The organism is Paenibacillus albidus (assembly GCF_014644435.1).
In the GTDB taxonomy this organism is placed as follows: Bacteria; Bacillota; Bacilli; order Paenibacillales; family Paenibacillaceae; genus Paenibacillus_AQ; species Paenibacillus_AQ albidus.
This window is the reverse complement of the sequence record NZ_BMKR01000009.1, coordinates 82,136-99,687: the sequence shown is the minus strand read 5'-3', so window position 1 is coordinate 99,687 and position 17,552 is coordinate 82,136. Positions and strand designations below refer to the sequence as shown.

The 17,552-nt window shown below is 49.0% G+C and carries 17 protein-coding genes; 14 read left to right on the top strand and 3 right to left on the bottom strand.

The features are described 5' to 3' along the window. Positions 1–106 precede the first annotated feature (106 nt). The 9 genes from IEY53_RS12725 (at position 107) to IEY53_RS12685 (ending at position 9,223) form a co-directional block, all read left to right on the top strand. The gene (locus IEY53_RS12725; RefSeq protein ID WP_189025402.1) at positions 107–598 is read left to right on the top strand and encodes a YajQ family cyclic di-GMP-binding protein; all 492 of its coding nucleotides are present in this window, start codon (positions 107–109) and stop codon (positions 596–598) included. A 137-nt stretch (positions 599–735) separates the two neighbouring features. Further along, complete coding sequence (gene pgsA, locus IEY53_RS12720; RefSeq protein WP_189025401.1) at positions 736–1,323, top strand: CDP-diacylglycerol--glycerol-3-phosphate 3-phosphatidyltransferase; 588 nt, start codon at positions 736–738, stop codon at positions 1,321–1,323. Between the two features lie 38 nt (positions 1,324–1,361). Beyond that, a complete protein-coding gene (locus IEY53_RS12715; RefSeq protein ID WP_189025399.1) occupies positions 1,362–2,648 on the top strand; it encodes a competence/damage-inducible protein A in 1,287 nt (428 codons plus the stop codon). Positions 2,649–2,914: 266 nt separating this feature from the next. Further along, the gene (gene recA, locus IEY53_RS12710; protein ID WP_189025397.1) at positions 2,915–3,979 is read left to right on the top strand and encodes a recombinase RecA; all 1,065 of its coding nucleotides are present in this window, start codon (positions 2,915–2,917) and stop codon (positions 3,977–3,979) included. A 108-nt stretch (positions 3,980–4,087) separates the two neighbouring features. After that, positions 4,088–4,822, top strand: a complete 735-nt coding sequence (locus IEY53_RS12705; protein WP_189025396.1) for a regulatory protein RecX — start codon at positions 4,088–4,090, stop codon at positions 4,820–4,822. A gap of 308 nt (positions 4,823–5,130) precedes the next feature. After that, positions 5,131–6,672: a ribonuclease Y gene (gene rny / locus IEY53_RS12700; protein WP_189025395.1), complete on the top strand. Its 1,542-nt coding sequence runs from the start codon at positions 5,131–5,133 to the stop codon at positions 6,670–6,672. Between the two features lie 102 nt (positions 6,673–6,774). Further along, positions 6,775–7,569 carry a TIGR00282 family metallophosphoesterase gene (locus IEY53_RS12695; RefSeq protein WP_189025667.1) on the top strand — a complete coding sequence of 265 codons (795 nt, stop codon included), beginning with the start codon at positions 6,775–6,777 and terminating at the stop codon, positions 7,567–7,569. Between the two features lie 199 nt (positions 7,570–7,768). Next, positions 7,769–8,029, top strand: coding sequence for a stage V sporulation protein S (locus IEY53_RS12690; RefSeq protein WP_019910496.1), 261 nt, complete (start codon positions 7,769–7,771; stop codon positions 8,027–8,029). Between the two features lie 228 nt (positions 8,030–8,257). Beyond that, positions 8,258–9,223: a dipeptidase gene (locus IEY53_RS12685; RefSeq protein WP_189025394.1), complete on the top strand. Its 966-nt coding sequence runs from the start codon at positions 8,258–8,260 to the stop codon at positions 9,221–9,223. Positions 9,224–9,248: 25 nt separating this feature from the next. On the opposite strand, the gene IEY53_RS36060 is transcribed toward IEY53_RS12685, so the two are convergent. After that, entirely contained in the window at positions 9,249–9,404 is a 156-nt protein-coding gene (locus tag IEY53_RS36060; RefSeq protein WP_373293850.1) for a stalk domain-containing protein, read from the bottom strand. Positions 9,405–9,553: 149 nt separating this feature from the next. Between IEY53_RS36060 and pduL the strand changes: the two genes are divergently transcribed. The 3 genes from pduL to IEY53_RS12665 all read left to right on the top strand — a co-directional run bounded on the left by pduL (position 9,554) and on the right by IEY53_RS12665 (position 12,271). Beyond that, a complete protein-coding gene (gene pduL / locus IEY53_RS12675; protein WP_189025392.1) occupies positions 9,554–10,126 on the top strand; it encodes a phosphate propanoyltransferase in 573 nt (190 codons plus the stop codon). Between the two features lie 77 nt (positions 10,127–10,203). Further along, on the top strand, positions 10,204–10,749 hold the full coding sequence (locus tag IEY53_RS12670) for a GNAT family N-acetyltransferase (RefSeq protein ID WP_189025391.1): 546 nt from the start codon (positions 10,204–10,206) through the stop codon (positions 10,747–10,749). A 184-nt stretch (positions 10,750–10,933) separates the two neighbouring features. Next, positions 10,934–12,271, top strand: coding sequence for a DEAD/DEAH box helicase (locus IEY53_RS12665; protein WP_189025390.1), 1,338 nt, complete (start codon positions 10,934–10,936; stop codon positions 12,269–12,271). A 169-nt stretch (positions 12,272–12,440) separates the two neighbouring features. Here IEY53_RS12665 and dapA read toward each other — a convergent pair whose 3' ends face one another. Further along, positions 12,441–13,325, bottom strand: coding sequence for a 4-hydroxy-tetrahydrodipicolinate synthase (dapA, locus tag IEY53_RS12660; RefSeq protein WP_189025389.1), 885 nt, complete (start codon positions 13,323–13,325; stop codon positions 12,441–12,443). A gap of 122 nt (positions 13,326–13,447) precedes the next feature. Between dapA and IEY53_RS12655 the strand changes: the two genes are divergently transcribed. Next, a complete protein-coding gene (locus IEY53_RS12655) occupies positions 13,448–14,341 on the top strand; it encodes a LysR family transcriptional regulator (RefSeq protein ID WP_189025388.1) in 894 nt (297 codons plus the stop codon). A 204-nt stretch (positions 14,342–14,545) separates the two neighbouring features. After that, positions 14,546–16,426, top strand: coding sequence for a molecular chaperone HtpG (gene htpG / locus IEY53_RS12650; RefSeq protein WP_189025386.1), 1,881 nt, complete (start codon positions 14,546–14,548; stop codon positions 16,424–16,426). 155 nt (positions 16,427–16,581) lie between these two features. Here htpG and IEY53_RS12645 read toward each other — a convergent pair whose 3' ends face one another. Beyond that, positions 16,582–17,451, bottom strand: coding sequence for a LysR family transcriptional regulator (locus IEY53_RS12645; RefSeq protein WP_189025384.1), 870 nt, complete (start codon positions 17,449–17,451; stop codon positions 16,582–16,584). Between the last annotated feature and the right edge of the window lie 101 nt (positions 17,452–17,552).

The window sequence follows — 17,552 nt, the reverse complement described above, 5'->3', positions numbered from 1 at the left end:
GGCGTGTTTTGTCTGTAATGACAGCTTTCACTTCCACTATTAGACTTGAGCGTCCCTTTCTCATATAATAATAAGCAGAATAAATGTAGGCAAAGGACGTGGGGTAATGAGTTCGGAAAGTTCATTTGATATTGTTTCCAAAATGGATATGCAGGAATTGACCAATGCGATCCATCAAACAGAGAAAGAGATCGACAACAGGTTTGATTTCAAAAACAGCAAAAGCAGCCTGAAGATGGAAAAGGATGCGCTTATCATTGCGTCGGAGGATGAATACAAGCTGAATGCGGTGATTGATATTCTGCAGACCAAGATGGTTAAGCGGGGAATTACACTGAAGAATCTGGACTTCGGCAAAATCGAGCCGGCCTCCCTGGGAACGGTCCGGCAGCGGCTTGGGTTCAAGCAGGGCATAGATCAGGAGAACGCGAAGAAGATCAATATCCTGATCCGCGACTCAAAGCTTAAGGTGAAGAGTCAGATCCAGGGGGATCAAATCCGGGTCACCGGCAAAAGCCGGGATGATTTGCAACAAATTATCCAGATTTTGCGCAAAGCCGATTTACCGCTCGATTTGCAGTTTAACAATTTAAAGTAAAGAGATTACGTACCCCGCAGTGCTTTTGGCACCTACTTTTGCGGGGTGCTTTTTTGACACATAATTATGGCTATACTATACTTGCCTAAGAAAAAAGTGGTATTACGGATAGTATGATTGACAGGGGAGGAACTTTAGTGAATTTGCCCAATCGCATTACGCTTGCCAGAATTTGTCTTATCCCGATTATGATGTTTTTCCTGCTGGGGAATTTCAGCTTCTACCCGCAGCCGATCCAGTGGGGTTCGTTCCAGTTGTCCTTTAACCATTTAATTGCTGCAGTGATCTTCCTTCTTGCCGCCAGTACAGACGGAATTGACGGCTATATCGCCCGCAAATATAACATGGTCACCAATCTGGGCAAGCTGCTCGACCCGCTTGCGGACAAGCTGCTGGTTTCGGCCGTGCTGATTTCGCTTGTAGAGCTTGGCCGTTGTGATTCCTGGATTGCAATTGTCATCATCAGCCGTGAGTTTGCCGTTACCGGGCTGCGGCAGGTCGCCTTGCTTGAAGGCAAGGTCATGGCCGCCAGTAAATGGGGCAAGATCAAGACCGTTGTGCAAATTGTTGCGATTTCGCTGCTGCTGCTGAATAATTTCCCGTTTCAGTTCGTCAGCATTCCTGTTGATGATATTGCCATTTGGGCTGCTGCGCTGATTACGATTTATTCAGGCATTGATTATTTCGTCAAGAATAAAGAGCTGTTGCAGCTGAACAACGCATAAGTCGTCATAGATTATTTAGTCAGGAGGCGAAAGACAGCATGAAAGCGGAAATTATTGCAGTAGGTACAGAGCTTTTGCTTGGCCAAATAGTGAACAGCAATGCCCAGTTTTTATCTCAGGAACTTGCCGCACTCGGCATTGATGTCTATTTTCAAACCGTTGTAGGGGATAACACCAGCCGCCTGCAGCAAGCTGTTGAGATTGCCTGCAGCCGCGCGGATGTCATTCTATTCACAGGCGGCATCGGTCCGACCGAAGATGATCTGACCAAAGAAGCCTTGGCCGCCTCTCTTGGCCGCACCCTACATATCGACCGGATGGCTATGGATCATGTGCAGCGCTTTTTTGACGAGCGCAAGGCTGTGATGACGGAGAACAACCGCAAACAGGCGCTTCTTATCGAAGGTGCTACCCCGCTTTCCAATGAAATCGGTCTGGCTGTGGGGCTTGCGATTGCCCAGGAAGATAAATATTACATTGTATTGCCGGGCCCGCCGCGTGAGATGAAGCCTATGTTCATGGAGAAGGCCAAACCCTGGCTGCTGCAGCATGCGCTGACGGATGAGATGCCGATTTATTCCAAGATGCTCAAGTTTGCCGGGATCGGCGAATCCTTGCTTGAAGACAAGCTGATTGAACTGATCCTGAGCCAGAGTGATCCTACGATTGCCCCGTATGCGAAAGAAGGGGAGGTTACAGTCCGCATCTCTACGAAAGCGCCCACTGAGCGGGATGCAATGCAGAAACTGGATGTGCTGGAGCAGCAGATTAAGAGCATCCTTCCCGAGCATATGTATGCAAATATTGATGTGCCGCTGGAGCAGCTTATAGTGGACTGGATGGCCGATGCAGGTTTGACCGTAAGTGCAGCCGAGAGTTGTACCGGCGGTCTCTTGATGGAGAGCATCACAAGTATACCGGGAAGTGCCTCGATGTTCGCCGGGGGGATTGTTTGTTATTCGAATGATATCAAGAAAAAGCTGCTGAATGTGCCAAGCGCTTACCTTGACGGTAAGGATGCTCCTGGCGCAGTAAGCCGGGAAGTGGCCGAGGTACTGGCTGAGCAGGTCCGGATGATTGCCGACAGCGACTTTGGGTTATCCGTAACAGGTGTTGCCGGTCCGGGATATTCCGAACGCAAACCGGTTGGACTTGTATTCATTGGCTTGGCGGAGCGGGGCCGCAAGACAGCGGTGTATGAACTTAACCTCAAAGGTACCCGTGAGAACATCCGCCTCCGTACGGTCAAAGCACTGTTATACCGTCTGTGGCGCAGACTTGAGGAGCGCAAGGTGGAAACCCCGCTGGAAGGCTCGAACTTGTAATGGCGCTGCCAAAAGAGGTATAATTGAAATATACGGAAGAACCGTGGCCATAGAGAATTTCTCAGCCGCGGTTTTTTGTTGTTCCACTTGCGTTAAGTTCGGGAGCAACGTGTTTAAGGATAAATATAGAAGAGAAGGAGGTTTACAATAAAAGGGAGACTTAACCGCTAAGTCAAAAAAAACGAATGTATGTTCGAAAAAAAGCTTGGCAAGACCTTCAAAACACGTTATTATATATAATATAAACAGTGAAGGAAGTGGTCTGATTGTCAGATCGTCGTGCAGCGCTGGAGATGGCGCTTCGTCAAATAGAGAAACAATTTGGTAAAGGTTCTGTTATGAAGTTGGGAGAATCCACGCATATGCAAGTGGAGGTTGTCCCTAGTGGATCTTTGGCACTTGATATTGCGCTTGGTATTGGCGGACTTCCCAAAGGACGTATTATTGAAGTGTATGGACCGGAATCCTCCGGTAAAACAACAGTAGCTCTTCATGCTATTGCAGAAGTACAAAGGCTTGGCGGACAAGCTGCATTTATCGATGCGGAGCATGCCCTCGATCCTAAATATGCCAACAATCTGGGCGTCAATATTGATGAACTGCTGCTCTCCCAACCGGATACCGGTGAGCAGGCCTTGGAAATTGCAGAAGCGCTCGTTCGCAGTGGAGCCGTAGATATTATTGTTGTCGACTCCGTAGCTGCCTTGGTGCCGAAAGCGGAAATTGAAGGCGATATGGGAGATTCCCACGTGGGTCTGCAAGCCCGTCTAATGTCACAGGCTTTGCGGAAGTTGTCCGGTGCGATTAACAAATCCAACACCATTGCGATCTTCATCAACCAGCTTCGTGAGAAGATTGGTGTGATGTTCGGGAATCCCGAAACAACTCCGGGTGGCCGTGCTTTGAAATTCTACTCTTCTGTGCGTCTGGATGTGCGCCGTGTAGAAAGTATCAAAATGGGCAACGATGTGGTGGGTAACCGCACCAAGATTAAAGTGGTGAAGAACAAGGTAGCCCCTCCATTCAAACAAGCAGATGTAGATATCATGTACGGTGAAGGGATTTCCAGAGAAGGAAGTCTGGTGGATATCGGTACGGAAATGGACATCGTGAACAAGAGTGGGGCATGGTATTCCTATGAAGGTGAACGTTTGGGCCAAGGTCGCGAGAATTCCAAACAGTTCCTGAAGGAACACCAGGATATCGCCCTAATCATTGAGAATAAGATTCGTGAAGCAAGCAATCTGTCTACCCTTGTAGCCGCTCCATCGAATTCTGAGGTCGAAGCGGAGAAGGAAGAAGAAGAAAAGCTGCTGCTGGAAATTGAATAATTTAAAGTAATGAATCCATATGAATAAGAAGTAGTACCGGGCGCCCTGTGAATGATTATAGCAGGGTGTCTTTTCATAATGATGTCAGTATAGAGGTGACGATAAACGATGGTAATACAATTGAATCCTGAACCGGAAGAACAGGAAGAGCAGGCGCTTGCCGCTTTTCCTGAAGGTGAACTTCTGGAGATCACCCGGGTGGAACGCCAGAAAAAGTCCGATCACCGTTATATTATACATTTCGGAACGTATAACTTGACTGTACATGAAGATGTCATGATTAAATACCGGATGATCAGCGGCAGATCCTTCACCAAAGCGGACTTGGAGGAAATTGTTGTTGCAGACGAACGCCAGCGGGGGTATGTAGAGGGACTACGCTACCTGGAACGCAAGCCGCGGACTGCCATGGAGCTTACACGCCGTTTACGGCAGAAGGAAATAGGGGAGACTATAATTGCGGAAGTGATTCAGCGGCTGCAAGAGGAACGTTTGATAGATGACCCTTTGTATGCCAAGCAATGGACGGAACAACGTATCATGAATCAGCGCAAGGGTAAGATGTGGATCCGGCAGGAGCTGCGCGAAAAAGGAATAGACAAAACCATTATTTCTGAAGCACTGGAGGAAATCACGCCGGAACAGGAATTGGAGAGCGCCCTCCAGACGGGCCGGAAGAAATGGAACATGATCCGCGGAGATGCTACCGACAAAAGAAGGAAGACCGGGGCCTTTTTGATGCGGCGTGGTTATTCGGGCGAAATGGTCCGCCAAGTGCTGAATACGTTGCGTCAGGAAGAGGATTATGAGGGTGAGGAAGAGGACTTTTACGATCCTGACTGATTCTCTTGACTTTAGGCTGCATATCGACTCTCTTGACAAGGTGTTTTTATAAATAATAAAATATAACATGAATCGGCAAAAAGTAAGAAACCTTTTTCCTTCCCAAAAAGGCGACTCTTACCTGCGGTTCGCGTACAACTCATATGAAATGTAATCGCCGGATAAGGCGGGCAGTGTGCATGTGCAGCATGTGCGGTATGGCAATCGGTGAGGTTACCGGTTTTTTGTATGGTGATGAACGGATAATTGAACAACTGCACAATTCCCGAGGGCAACCCTTGGAGAGGAACCAACGAGGAGGTGAACAGATGCAATCATGGATCTGGGTCATTATCGTTCTCGTTGTAGCTGCATTATTCTTTGGGTTCGGTTATTTTATTCGTAAATCCATTGCAGAAGCTAAAATTTCAAGCGCCGAGAAGGAAGCCGTCGTAATCGTTGAGAATGCGAGAAAAGAGGCAGAAGCGCTGAAGAAGGAAACGGTATTGGAAGCTAAGGACGAAGTTCATAGAATCCGTACTGAGGCTGAGAAAGAAACTCGTGAACGTCGGAATGAAATCCAACGCCAAGAGCGACGTTTGCTGCAAAAGGAAGAATCGCTGGATAAAAAAATGGAATCGCTTGAACGAAAAGAAGAACAAGTAGCTAACAAAGAGAAACGGATTGATGAAACCCAACAGCAAATTGATGTGATTTACAAAAATCAAGTGACGGAATTGGAGCGTATCTCCAATTTGAGTATCGAAGATGCAAGAAGTATCATTCTTAGCAATGTGGAGCAGGAAGTTCGCCACGAAACCGCTCAGATGATCAAGGAAATTGAACAGCAGGCCAAAGAGGAAGCGGATAAGAAATCCCGCGAGATTATTACCCTGGCCATTCAACGCTGCGCAGCTGATCATGTGGCGGAGACAACTGTATCGGTTGTTACACTGCCGAATGAAGAGATGAAAGGACGGATTATCGGTCGCGAAGGCCGTAATATCCGGGCCCTGGAGACTCTCACCGGTATTGACCTCATTATTGATGATACACCGGAAGCAGTGATCTTGTCGGGCTTTGATCCCATCCGCCGGGAAGTGGCCCGTACGGCACTTGAGAAGCTGGTTGCCGATGGACGTATCCATCCGGCCCGCATCGAAGAAATGGTGGAGAAATCCCGCAAAGAAGTGGACGAACGGATCCGCGAATACGGAGAACAGGCTACCTTTGAGGTGGGTGTTCACGGATTGCATCCGGATCTGATTAAAATTCTGGGCCGTCTGAAATTCCGTACGAGCTACGGTCAAAATGTATTAAAGCACTCCATGGAGGTTGCTTATTTGACTGGACTGATGGCCGGTGAGCTTGGGGAAGACATCGTGCTTGCAAAACGTGCGGGACTGCTTCATGATATCGGCAAGGCGCTGGACCATGAAGTGGAAGGTTCGCACGTTGAGATCGGCGCCGAACTGGCGAAGAAATACAAAGAACATCCGGTCGTTATCAACAGTATCGCGTCTCACCATGGAGACTGCGAAGCGACCTCGGTTATCGCGATGCTGGTGGGAGCCGCTGATGCCTTGTCAGCTGCAAGACCCGGTGCACGCCGCGAAACACTGGAAACGTATATCAAACGTCTGGAAAAGCTGGAGGAAATCTCCGAATCCTTCGAAGGCGTCGAGAAATCGTATGCCATTCAAGCTGGACGCGAGGTCCGCGTGATGGTACAGCCTGAGAAGATCGATGATGCCGAAGCTTTCCGTCTGGCTCGCGATATTACGAAGATGATCGAGAATGAACTGGATTATCCGGGACATATCAAGGTTACGGTTATTCGTGAGACACGTGCGGTTGAGTACGCTAAATAGGCATTAAGGAAGGGGCCCCTCAGCGGGGCCTTTTTTCTTTAAGCAATAGTGTTTAGAATATAAGGAACAGTTCATGTGTTTGAAGATTAGGAGGAGAAGAACATAAAAGTCTTATTTATTGGTGATATCGTAGGCAACACGGGCCGAAAGGCACTGCGTGAAATGCTGCCGTCTTTAAAAAGCAAATACCAGCCGCATATTATTATAGTGAATGGGGAGAACTCGGCTGCCGGCAGAGGAATTACATCAGCTATAGCCAATGAATTCTTCAATTGGGGCGTTCACGGCATAACCATGGGCAATCATACCTGGGACAACAAGGATATTTTTGAATTTATCGATGACGAGCCGCGGATTATCCGTCCGGCCAATTTCCCGCCGGGAACCCCGGGCCGGGGTTATACTGTGGTCAAAGGGAACGGCAAAGAGCTGGCGATCGTCAACTTGCAGGGGCGTACTTTTTTACCTGCGATCGATTGTCCATTCCGCACCGGTGAAGAGATTGTCGAAGAGCTGCGGAGAAAGCACAAGTGTATCCTGGTAGACTTTCATGCGGAAGCCACCTCAGAGAAAATTGCCATGGGTTATTTCATGGACGGACATGCTTCAATCGTAGTCGGCACGCATACCCATGTTCAAAGCAATGACGATGTCATCCTGCCGGGGGGTACAGCCTACCTGACCGACGCGGGTATGGTTGGTTCAAGAGAAGGAATTCTGGGTATGGAAAAGGATGCGGTCCTGTACAAGTTCACTACGCAGCTTCCTGCCCGTTTTGTAGTCGACGAAGGGAAATGGCAGCTGAACGGTTTATTCGCAGAACTGAATGAGGACACGGGTGCGGCCATACGTTTGGAGAAGATACGTCTGCGTGAAGACGAATGGGTCATGAGCTAATCCTTGAATAAGAAGTAGAATGCCGGAAAATTATGCTGAATATGGGTAAAGTGTGATATTTTTTATATCGAAGAAGAGTATCTTTTGCACCGATTTTGGAAGAAGTGGTCTGCAAAAAGAAGGAATTATTTCTTCTCTCGCGAATAACATCTACAGTAGTGGAGGAACACCATTATTTTTCCCAGGGGAGGTACTTACTATGGATGTATTAAAAGTATCAGCTAAATCCAATCCAAATTCCGTCGCCGGCGCACTAGCAGGTGTTCTCCGTGAACGTGGATCGGCAGAATTGCAAGCTATTGGAGCTGGAGCACTGAACCAAGCCGTCAAAGCTGTTGCCATCGCCCGGGGATTTGTCGCACCAAGCGGCGTGGATCTGATCTGCATTCCTGCATTTACCGACATTGTAATTGATGGAGAAGACCGGACGGCAATCAAACTGATTGTCGAACCCAGATAATAGATTGTATTACTGATGTGACCTGTTTACTTAGGCCGTGTATTCAAACCCCCGGAATGGGGAGGGATGAGAGGCGCCAAGCAGGGAGAATAAGGGAGCTTGGCTCCGCTTTCTCTCCTTTCCTGCCCTCTGTTCTCCTTCGATTCGGTTTGAAGATACGTTCTAGTGAACAGGTTTTTTGCTTTGTAACAATACTTAGCACAGAAATCGAAAGTGGGGCGAAGCCGGATGAGGGAAGAGAAGCTGCGGGTTGCAGATTTTCATTGTGATGTTCTGAGCAAAATGCAGGCGTACCCGGATATCAATTTCACTAATGATTCGCGTCTGGATTGTACGGCAGAGCGAATGGATGCCGGAGGTGTGGCGCTGCAATGTTTCGCTATTTATCTATCGGCAGCCCGGGGGAGGCCCAGCTTTGAGAGTGTGCTTGGACAAATAGATCTGTTCCGTCAAAAGATCGTAGGCCCAGGAGGCTTGCAGTGGCTGCGCTGGAAGGAAGAGAGTGAGTCTCCGGTAAATACAGCTACGACCTGGGCAATGCTCTCTCTGGAGGGTGTAGACGGTCTGGAGGGCAATCTGTTCTATGCCCAGCTATGCTTTGAGCTTGGTGTCCGTATGCTGGGTGTTACCTGGAATTATGCCAACTGGGCAGCTGACGGTGTGCTGGAGCAGCGAAACGGAGGCTTCACGGAAAAAGGCCGACAGCTGGTGGAATGGTGCAACCGCAGCGGAATGCTGCTGGATGTGTCCCATTTGTCACAGGCAGGGTTTTGGGAACTGGCGGAGCTGAGTGTGCGGCCATTTATCGCTTCCCATTCCAACGCTGCGGCTATTTGCGGACATCCGCGAAATTTAAGTGATGCCCAGATTGGGGCGCTGATTGCGATGGACGGTCGGGTCGGGCTGAACTTTTTTCCTTGGTTTGTATGTGATGGGGGCAAGGCCCGTGCTGAGGATCTGCTGAAGCATATTGAGCATATGTGCAGTCTTGGGGCTGCCAAGCAGATCATGTTCGGTTCCGATTTTGACGGAATCGACACATGGGTGGAGGGCCTGGAACATCCAGGCCGCTATCCGGAGTTCGGGAACCTGCTGCTGCGCCATTATCCGGAAGAGCTGGTTAAGGGCTGGATGTATGACAATGCCCTAACGTTTTTAAGGGCAAATCTGCCCTCTGAGTCAGTGAACCCCTAGCCTTCTGTGCTTTGTCTTTATTATTTCAGAGACTCGGTGATGGAGGTATTGTAGTTCCAGCCGCATACTGTAAAAAGATGTCTACTGTTTTCTTTTTCTGATCCCAAGCATAGCCTACGCCTACTTGAGACAACATGCTTATAGGGATCATAGTGCGTCCATTGTAACTTATGGCAGGCACATCAACAGACTTCAAAGGAGATCTTGAAGTTATCAATGAAAAGGGAACGGGTAATATACACTAATATGTTACAGACACTTTAGAAATTAAGTTGTATAATGTTCAGTGGCTTGTACAGATACTAGAGAAAATACAAGGAGTGACTTAAAATGAGCAAGACTGTAACCGTAGGTGTGTCGGCCCGGCATATTCACCTTACGCAAGAGCATGTGGAGGCGCTGTTTGGCCCAGGATATCAACTGACGGAGTTCAAACCGCTCTCCCAACCCGGTCAATTCGCAGCCAATGAACAAGTGGCTGTTATTGGCAGCAAAGGCAAGTTCGACAAGGTTAGAATTCTTGGACCTGCCCGTCCGGCTTCCCAACTGGAAATTTCCCGTACCGATTCGTTTGCGCTGGGTGTGAAAGCCCCTGTCCGTGAATCCGGAAATATTGAAGGGACTCCAGGCATTACACTGAAAGGACCCGCAGGCGAAGTTGAACTGGAAACAGGCGTAATTATTGCTGCACGCCACATCCACTTCCACACTTCCGAAGCCGCAGCTTGGGGCATCGCCGACAAGCAACTGCTGAAGGTTCGTCTGGGTGGTGACCGCGGTCTCGTTCTGGAGAACGTGATTGCACGTGTAGCGGACAGCTTTACACTCGACATGCATATTGACACTGACGAAGCCAATGCCGCAGGTGCCAACAATGGCGATACTGCTGAAATTGTAGACTAGTCTTAATTTATAGCTGGGTGAAGGGCGGGGGAGTATTCCCTCGCTCTTTTTTAATCTGCCCGGAAAGGAGCGGCAAGATGATTATCAACAGCCGGGAATACCGGAAGAACGGGATGAGTTATACAATCAGGTCAGCACACCCTAAAGATGCGCGGCAACTGTCTGAGCTAAGGCTGCAGATCGATGGGGAGTCCGAACATTTGGACCGGGAACCGGGAGAGGCTTTTATAGACGGGGCAGGTTTTGAAGAGATCATTGGAACAGATACTGAAAGCAGGAGGAACCTGTTTTTAGTTGCAGAAGTGAATAAAAGAATCGTCGGGTTCTCCAGATGTGAAGGGAATTCCCTGAAGAGATTCGCTCACAAAGTAGAGTTTGGCGTAGGTGTAAAACGTGATTACTGGGGGTACGGCATCGGGAAACATCTGCTGCAGGAATCGGTTTCATGGGCGGACGCCACCGGGATCCACAAAATGACTCTGAACGTATTAGAGAGCAATGAAAATGCCATTGCGCTCTATACGAAGCTGGGTTTTGAACAGGAGGGAATCTTAAAACATGACAAAATTCTCTCGGACGGCAAATATCACAATACAATCATCATGGCAAGATTCAACCTATAGGAACGCTCAGATAAAGCAAGGGTCTGATCGGAAGTTGGTTATTTAAGATAAAGCTTCTGTTTTTATATCCATCTGTGGTATCATTATGTGTTATGACGTAAATGGACGGTCTCTGCAAAGTTTTAGCTTAGAGGTAATAAGATTACGTGATTAAAATATATGTGTTTGAACTAAAGGAGATCCCATGACATTTAATGATTTAAATATTACACCAGCGATTCTAAAGGCTTTGACGAAAGAGAACTACACCTCGCCTACTCCGATTCAGGAGCAGTCGATTCCGGCTGTGTTGGCGGGACGGGATTTACTCGGCTGTGCACAGACCGGGACAGGCAAGACGGCTGCTTTTTCGGTGCCGATTATTCAGCTGCTCAGCGAGCAGCAGGTCAAGCCGGGAAGCTTGCGCCGGATTCGTTCCCTGATCCTGACACCGACGAGAGAGCTGGCAATCCAGATCTCCGACAATATTCAGGCCTACAGCCAATTCACGCAGCTGCGCTGTACAGCAATAGTGGGCGGTGTCTCGCAAAAGGTGCAGGAGCGGGCGCTTAACCAAGGTACGGATATTATGATCGCGACTCCAGGGCGTTTGCTGGACTTGATTAACCAGAAGCGTATTGATCTTCAATACGTGCAGATCCTGGTGCTGGATGAAGCTGACCGGATGCTGGATATGGGCTTTATCCATGATGTGAAGAAGATTATCACCAAAATGCCGGCCAAGAGACAGACGTTGTTCTTCTCGGCCACCATGCCGCCGGAAATCTCCAAGATGGTCAAATCCCTGCTGGTCAATCCGGTTAAAGTGGAAATAACGCCGGTATCCTCCACGGCTGACCGCATCGAGCAGTCTATATATCTGCTGGAGACAGGCAACAAGCAAAATCAGCTGAACAAAATTCTGCAGGACAAATCGATTGTCTCGGCGCTGGTGTTCACCCGCACCAAACGCGGCGCTGACCGGGTTACCCGCGATCTTGCCAAAGTGAATATTACCGCTCAGGCAATTCATGGCAACAAATCGCAAAATGACCGGCAGAACGCACTCAAGAATTTCAAAAGCGGAGCGACCCGGGTGCTGGTAGCCACGGATATCGCCGCCAGAGGGATAGATATTGATGAGCTGTCCCATGTCATCAACTTCAATCTTCCGAACATTCCGGAAACTTATGTTCACCGGATTGGCCGTACCGGACGGGCCGGACTAAGCGGAACGGCGATTTCCTTCTGTGAAGCGGACGAGCTCCCCTACCTGAAGGATATTCAAAAGCTGATCGGAAAGACGATTCCTGAAGTGAAGGATCACGCTTACCCAATGCGCCATACCCCACCGGCATTCCAGGAAGAACGCGCTGCGAAGCCGGCGGGTCAAAGACCGGCGGGCCGGCAGGCGAACAGACCAGGAGGCAGACCTGAAGGCAACAAGCCCAAAACGAATCCAAAGCCAAAACCGAAGTCCGAGTGGTTCAAGAAATCGAACAGAAGCAAGCAGCCCGTCAAACAAACCTCCCAAACCCATTAAAACTCTATAAGCATTCGAAGCCGCCGGGATTCTCTTCCGGCGGTTTTTTGGAGTCTGAGCAGAGAGGCTCGTGTCGTCAATGCCCTTTGGCGATGAAAGAGCAAAGACCGCCTGGTGCAGCATAAGCTGCCTTCAGGCGGTCTTTGTGATTATTATTGTTTATTCAGCACTACACATGCATTTCGGCCAGATGGGCGCTTAATTCTTCCTGTAGCCCTGTGCTGATGGACATTAGCGGTAGCCGCAGCGTATCCGAGGCGATTTCACCGTTCAGGCTGAGCAGCCATTTAATTGGCGCGGGATTCGATTCTTTAAATAACAAGGTCATGAGCGGAACCAGCTCATCAAAGGCTGCTTTGGAGAGCTCCAATTGGCCGGCAGCGTAATATTCATAGATTTTGAGGAAGTCTGCTGTCTGCACATTGGCCGAAGCGAGCATGCCGCCGGCTGCACCGGAGCCCAGCATCTGGAAGAAATTCAGATCATCGCCGCAAAGCACCGGTTTGGAGCCATGCCGGCGCAGCTCAGTGACCAAATGCGGCGAACCGGAGCAGTCTTTGAGACCTACAACATTCTCCATCTCCAGAATAGTCCGCGCGGTGTCAACAGTCATACCGATGCCGGTGCGGCCGGGAATGTCATAAGCCATAACAGGAACGCCAACTTCCGCAGCCTTGCGGAAATGCGCGATGATGCCTTCTTGCGAAGGGCGGCTATAATAAGGGACGACAACCAGAACGGCATCTGCTCCAAGTTCTCCGGCAAGCTGGGTCCGGGCAACGGTGGAGGCTGTGTCATTGGTTCCTGTGCCGACGATGAGAGGGATAGAGGTTGATTTCAGAAGTTCACGGGATGCATTAACGAGGAGCTGCAGCTCATTGACAGTTACAGTAGGCGACTCGCCTGTGGTTCCATTAACGACCAGTCCTTGAATGCTGTTCTTAATGATGTTGTTCACATAATGCTGATACGAATCCAGATCGATTTCACCGGCAGTATTGAACGGGGTAACCACGGGGACGTAGATTCCATAAATCTGTTGTTCTGTAAGCATGAGTATCGGCCTCCAACACAATTTAATTGCTTTGATCATACTTTAGCATGGAAAGTTCCATCGGTGTTAGCTATAATAAATGATATGTCTCATCAATATTATTGATGTTAGGGTGAAGAAAAATGGATCTGACTTATTTACGTACGTTCCGTGAAGTGGCCAAACGGCAAAGTTTTACCCGGGCGGCAGAGGAACTGGGATATGCACAATCGAGCGTGACGATGCAGATACAAAAGATTGAGAAGGAGTACGGCGTGCCTTTAATCGAAAGACATGGGCGGCAGCTGCGCCTCACCCCTCCGGGGGAGGAGCTGCTGAAGCTGTTTGTGGAAATGCTGGATTTGTATGACCGTTCCAAAGAGACGATAGCCCAGCAGATCGGAGGGACTTTGACGATAGGTACCATTGATTCCCTCGCGGCCTTTTATTTGCCGCCGTTTCTGCAGCAGCTGAGGACCCGGTTCCCCGGGCTGAACATTCACCTGCAAACGGAGCAGGAAGCCAATCTGGTCACCAAAATCAAAGACGGCGAAGTGGATATCGGGCTCCTTCTGGACCGCAACACGACGGACTCGCAGCTGAGCCGGACGATTATCCGCAATGAGCCGCTGGTGTTAATCGCCCCTGCGAATCATCCGCTGGCCCGTCTGGACACGGTAAAGCTGCAGGACTTGAACAGCTGCGAATTTATCGTTTCCGAAGAAAGTTGTATTTACCGGAGTCTGTTTGAGAATTTGTTAAAGGATCATGGTATCCTGTTCCGGATTGGCTTTGAGCTGTCCAATCTGGAGGCGATCAAACGCTGTGTGATGAACGGTCTGGGCCTCGCGCTTCTCCCGCGGATTGTGGCTCAGGAAGAGATTAAGCGGGGGGATTTGGCCGAGCTGCCCTTTATCCATCCCGAGATTCATTTTGATCTGCAGCTCCTGCTGCATCCCAAGAAATGGAAGTCACAGCCTCTGCAGTTTCTGATTCAAATGCTGTTGGCAGACGCGCAGGAGGAAACGGCTGTATAAGCCGTCAGCGCAGGTGCCATAAGGGATTTGAGGAGGTTTGGGGTTATTTTTCCCAGCCGAATGTGGAGGAGGATATTGACATTAAAATTGAAAATGTGTTATATAAAAAGAGGAATTAGCACTCAAGAGAGTTGAGTGCTAATGTTGAGGCGCTGACAGGCGCAGTAACTAAGATGTATATTCTGAAAGGAGATCTATTCATTCATGGCCAAAAAAGAGTTTAAAGCCGAATCCAAAAGATTGCTGGAAATGATGATCAACTCAATTTATACCCAGCGGGAAATTTTTCTGCGTGAATTAATTTCAAATGCCAGCGATGCCATCGATAAAATCTATTACAAAACATTGTCCGACGAAGGCCTGGTGTTCAATAAAGAGGATTATTTCATTAAAGTGACTGCCGACAAGGCCAGCAGAACGCTGACCATTGCCGATACCGGGATCGGAATGTCGCAGGAAGATCTGGAGAACAACCTGGGTGTGATTGCGAAGAGCGGTTCCCTCGCTTTTAAAGAAGAGAATGAGGCCAAAGACGGGCACAACATCATCGGGCAATTCGGGGTCGGTTTCTATTCGGCGTTTATGGTCGCGGATGATGTCACTGTGATCAGCAGAGCACTGGGCAGTGACGTTGCCTACAAATGGGAATCCAAAGGTGCGGACGGTTATACGATTGAGCCTGCAGAGAAAGATACGGTAGGTACCGAGATTATTTTGACAATCAAGGCTAATACCGAAGAAGACAACTACGATGAATTCCTGGAAGAGTATCGCTTGAAGTCGATCATTAAGAAATATTCCGATTTCATCCGCTTCCCGATCAAGATGAACGTGACCAAGAGTCAGCCCAAGGAAGGCAGCGAGAATGAGTTCGAGGAAGTGTCCGAAGAACAAACTGTGAACAGCATGGTGCCGATCTGGCGCAAAAATAAAAATGAACTCACAGAAGAAGACTACAACAACTTCTATGCCGAGAAACGTTATGGCTTCGACAAACCGCTGAAGCACATCCATATCAGTGCCGACGGTGCAGTTGTGTACAATGCGATTCTGTTTATCCCGGAAAGTACACCTTTTGACTATTACACCAAAGAATTCGAAAAAGGGCTGGAGCTCTACTCGAACGGCGTGCTGATTATGGACAAATGCGGCGATCTGCTGCCGGATTATTTCAGCTTCGTCAAAGGGATGGTAGATTCCGAGGATCTGTCGCTCAACATTTCGCGCGAGCTGCTGCAGCATGACCGCCAGCTGACGCTGATTGCCAAGAACATCAAGAACAAAATCAAAAGCTCGCTGCAAGCGCTGCTCAAGGATGAGAGAGAGAACTATGAGAAGTTCTATGGCGCTTTTGGCCGCCAGCTGAAGTTTGGTGTCTACAATGACTATGGCATGCACAAGGACACTTTGCAGGATCTGCTGCTGTTCTCTTCTTCCTTTGAGAAGAAGCTGGTGACTTTGGATGAATACATCTCCAGAATGCCTGAGGACCAAAAGTACATCTATTACGCTTCAGGTGAGTCCATTGAGCGGATTGAGAAGCTGCCGCAGACTGAAATGGTAGCTGACAAAGGTTATGAGATTCTATACCTGACCGACGATATTGACGAGTTTGCGATCAAGATGATCCAAAGCTACAAGGAAAAGGAATTTAAATCTGTATCCAGTGGTGACCTGGGCATTGAAGCGGACGATAAGGACAAGCCTTCGGATGCGGAGGAAAGCGAGAATAAGGAGCTTTTTGAAGCTATGAAAGGTATCCTGGCCGGCAAAGTGAAGGACGTCAAAGCGTCCAAGCGGCTGAAGACCCATCCGGTCTGCCTGTCCACAGAAGGCGAGCTGACCATTGAGATGGAGAAAATCCTCAAATCCATGCCGAACGGGCAGGAAGTGCAGGCGGACAAAGTGCTGGAGATCAACATCAATCATGATGTCTTCCAATCCTTGAAAAAAGCCTCCGGAACTGACCAGGAGAAACTGAGCCTCTACACAAACCTGCTGTACAACCAGGCGCTGTTGATTGAAGGACTGCCGGTGGGAGACCCTGTCGATTTCACCAACGATATTTGCAAAATTATGGTGTAGTACGCTTGCGTGCTCCCGGTAATTCCTATAAAGAGTAACAGTAACCCGTCACTGGCTTGGCCAGGACGGGTTATTTGCTGTTTCCGGCCAGGACACACGACAACACGACAACACGACAACACATGGATTGCCCGGCAGTGAGGGGGGCAGCCCGGCTATCTAATCGTGAAGCTCTCGATAAATTTGGAGGCCAGCGAAGATACATATCGGTCTTTCATCCAGATGGCGGCGATTCGTGTCTGCAGCTTCTCGTTGTTAATTTCCTTATAGCGTAAGCTGGCGTTGTTCGCAAGCTCAAAAGCAGACTTGGGAACGATCCCTATGCCAAGTCCGGCGTTCGCCCACAGGAGTGTTGTCCGCGCGTCTTCATTCATGCAAAAGACATTCGGCTCGAAGCCGTGATCCAGGCATGCTTCACGGATCAATTGCTCAAAGCGGCGGTAAATGATCAGCGGTCTGTCTCTCAGACTGCTGATTTCAAGGGTATCCAAGCCGCAGCTCCAGTCTTGCTCCGCTGTCATGACGGCAATCATCGGTTCAGCTTCGGTGTAGACGTATCCCAGATTAGCTGTATTAAAGGGGGTGCGGACAATACCGATTTCAATCAGGCCTTTATTCAGCAGGTCAATGACTCTGAAGGTATTGCCTTCGTGAATATTAAATCTCACACCGGAATAATTGCGGTGAAATTCCACAAGCCGCTCCTGAAGCAAAGTTGCTCCGGAAGAGGAAACTGTTCCGATGGTAAGCGTGCCGTTTATGCCTTTGGCCAAATCATTCATTTCTCTGGCGGTGGAATCGGTCAGTTGCAGGATTTGCTGTGCCCGGTTCTGGAGAATGATCCCCGCTTCGGTAAGCTGGACACTACGGGGACCGCGTTCAACCAGCTTTACGCCAAGCTCTTCTTCCAGCTGCTTCAGCTGCTGGCTCAGCGGGGGCTGGGCCATTTGCAGCTTCCGTGCCGCCGAAGTAATCTGCCCTTCCTCGGCAATGGCCAGGAAATATTTAAGCTGTCTGATATCCATGGTTAATCCTCCAGTTGGGTGTGACATAGGTGAAATGTATCGCAGGGATACAAAACCAATATTATTAATATGAAAGAAGGTATGCCATAATCATAACTGGC

Excerpts from the sequence above, each read along its gene's own strand:
- IEY53_RS12725 (WP_189025402.1), top strand. The coding sequence starts at position 107 with ATGAGTTCGGAAAGTTCATTTGATATTGTTTCCAAAATGGATATGCAG.
- IEY53_RS12715 (WP_189025399.1), top strand. The coding sequence starts at position 1,362 with ATGAAAGCGGAAATTATTGCAGTAGGTACAGAGCTTTTGCTTGGCCAA.
- IEY53_RS12705 (WP_189025396.1), top strand. The coding sequence starts at position 4,088 with ATGGTAATACAATTGAATCCTGAACCGGAAGAACAGGAAGAGCAGGCG.
- rny (WP_189025395.1), top strand. The coding sequence starts at position 5,131 with ATGCAATCATGGATCTGGGTCATTATCGTTCTCGTTGTAGCTGCATTA.
- IEY53_RS12690 (WP_019910496.1), top strand. The coding sequence starts at position 7,769 with ATGGATGTATTAAAAGTATCAGCTAAATCCAATCCAAATTCCGTCGCC.
- IEY53_RS12685 (WP_189025394.1), top strand. The coding sequence starts at position 8,258 with ATGAGGGAAGAGAAGCTGCGGGTTGCAGATTTTCATTGTGATGTTCTG.
- pduL (WP_189025392.1), top strand. The coding sequence starts at position 9,554 with ATGAGCAAGACTGTAACCGTAGGTGTGTCGGCCCGGCATATTCACCTT.
- IEY53_RS12670 (WP_189025391.1), top strand. The coding sequence starts at position 10,204 with ATGATTATCAACAGCCGGGAATACCGGAAGAACGGGATGAGTTATACA.
- IEY53_RS12665 (WP_189025390.1), top strand. The coding sequence starts at position 10,934 with ATGACATTTAATGATTTAAATATTACACCAGCGATTCTAAAGGCTTTG.
- dapA (WP_189025389.1), bottom strand. The coding sequence starts at position 13,325 with ATGCTTACAGAACAACAGATTTATGGAATCTACGTCCCCGTGGTTACC.
- IEY53_RS12655 (WP_189025388.1), top strand. The coding sequence starts at position 13,448 with ATGGATCTGACTTATTTACGTACGTTCCGTGAAGTGGCCAAACGGCAA.
- htpG (WP_189025386.1), top strand. The coding sequence starts at position 14,546 with ATGGCCAAAAAAGAGTTTAAAGCCGAATCCAAAAGATTGCTGGAAATG.
- IEY53_RS12645 (WP_189025384.1), bottom strand. The coding sequence starts at position 17,451 with ATGGATATCAGACAGCTTAAATATTTCCTGGCCATTGCCGAGGAAGGG.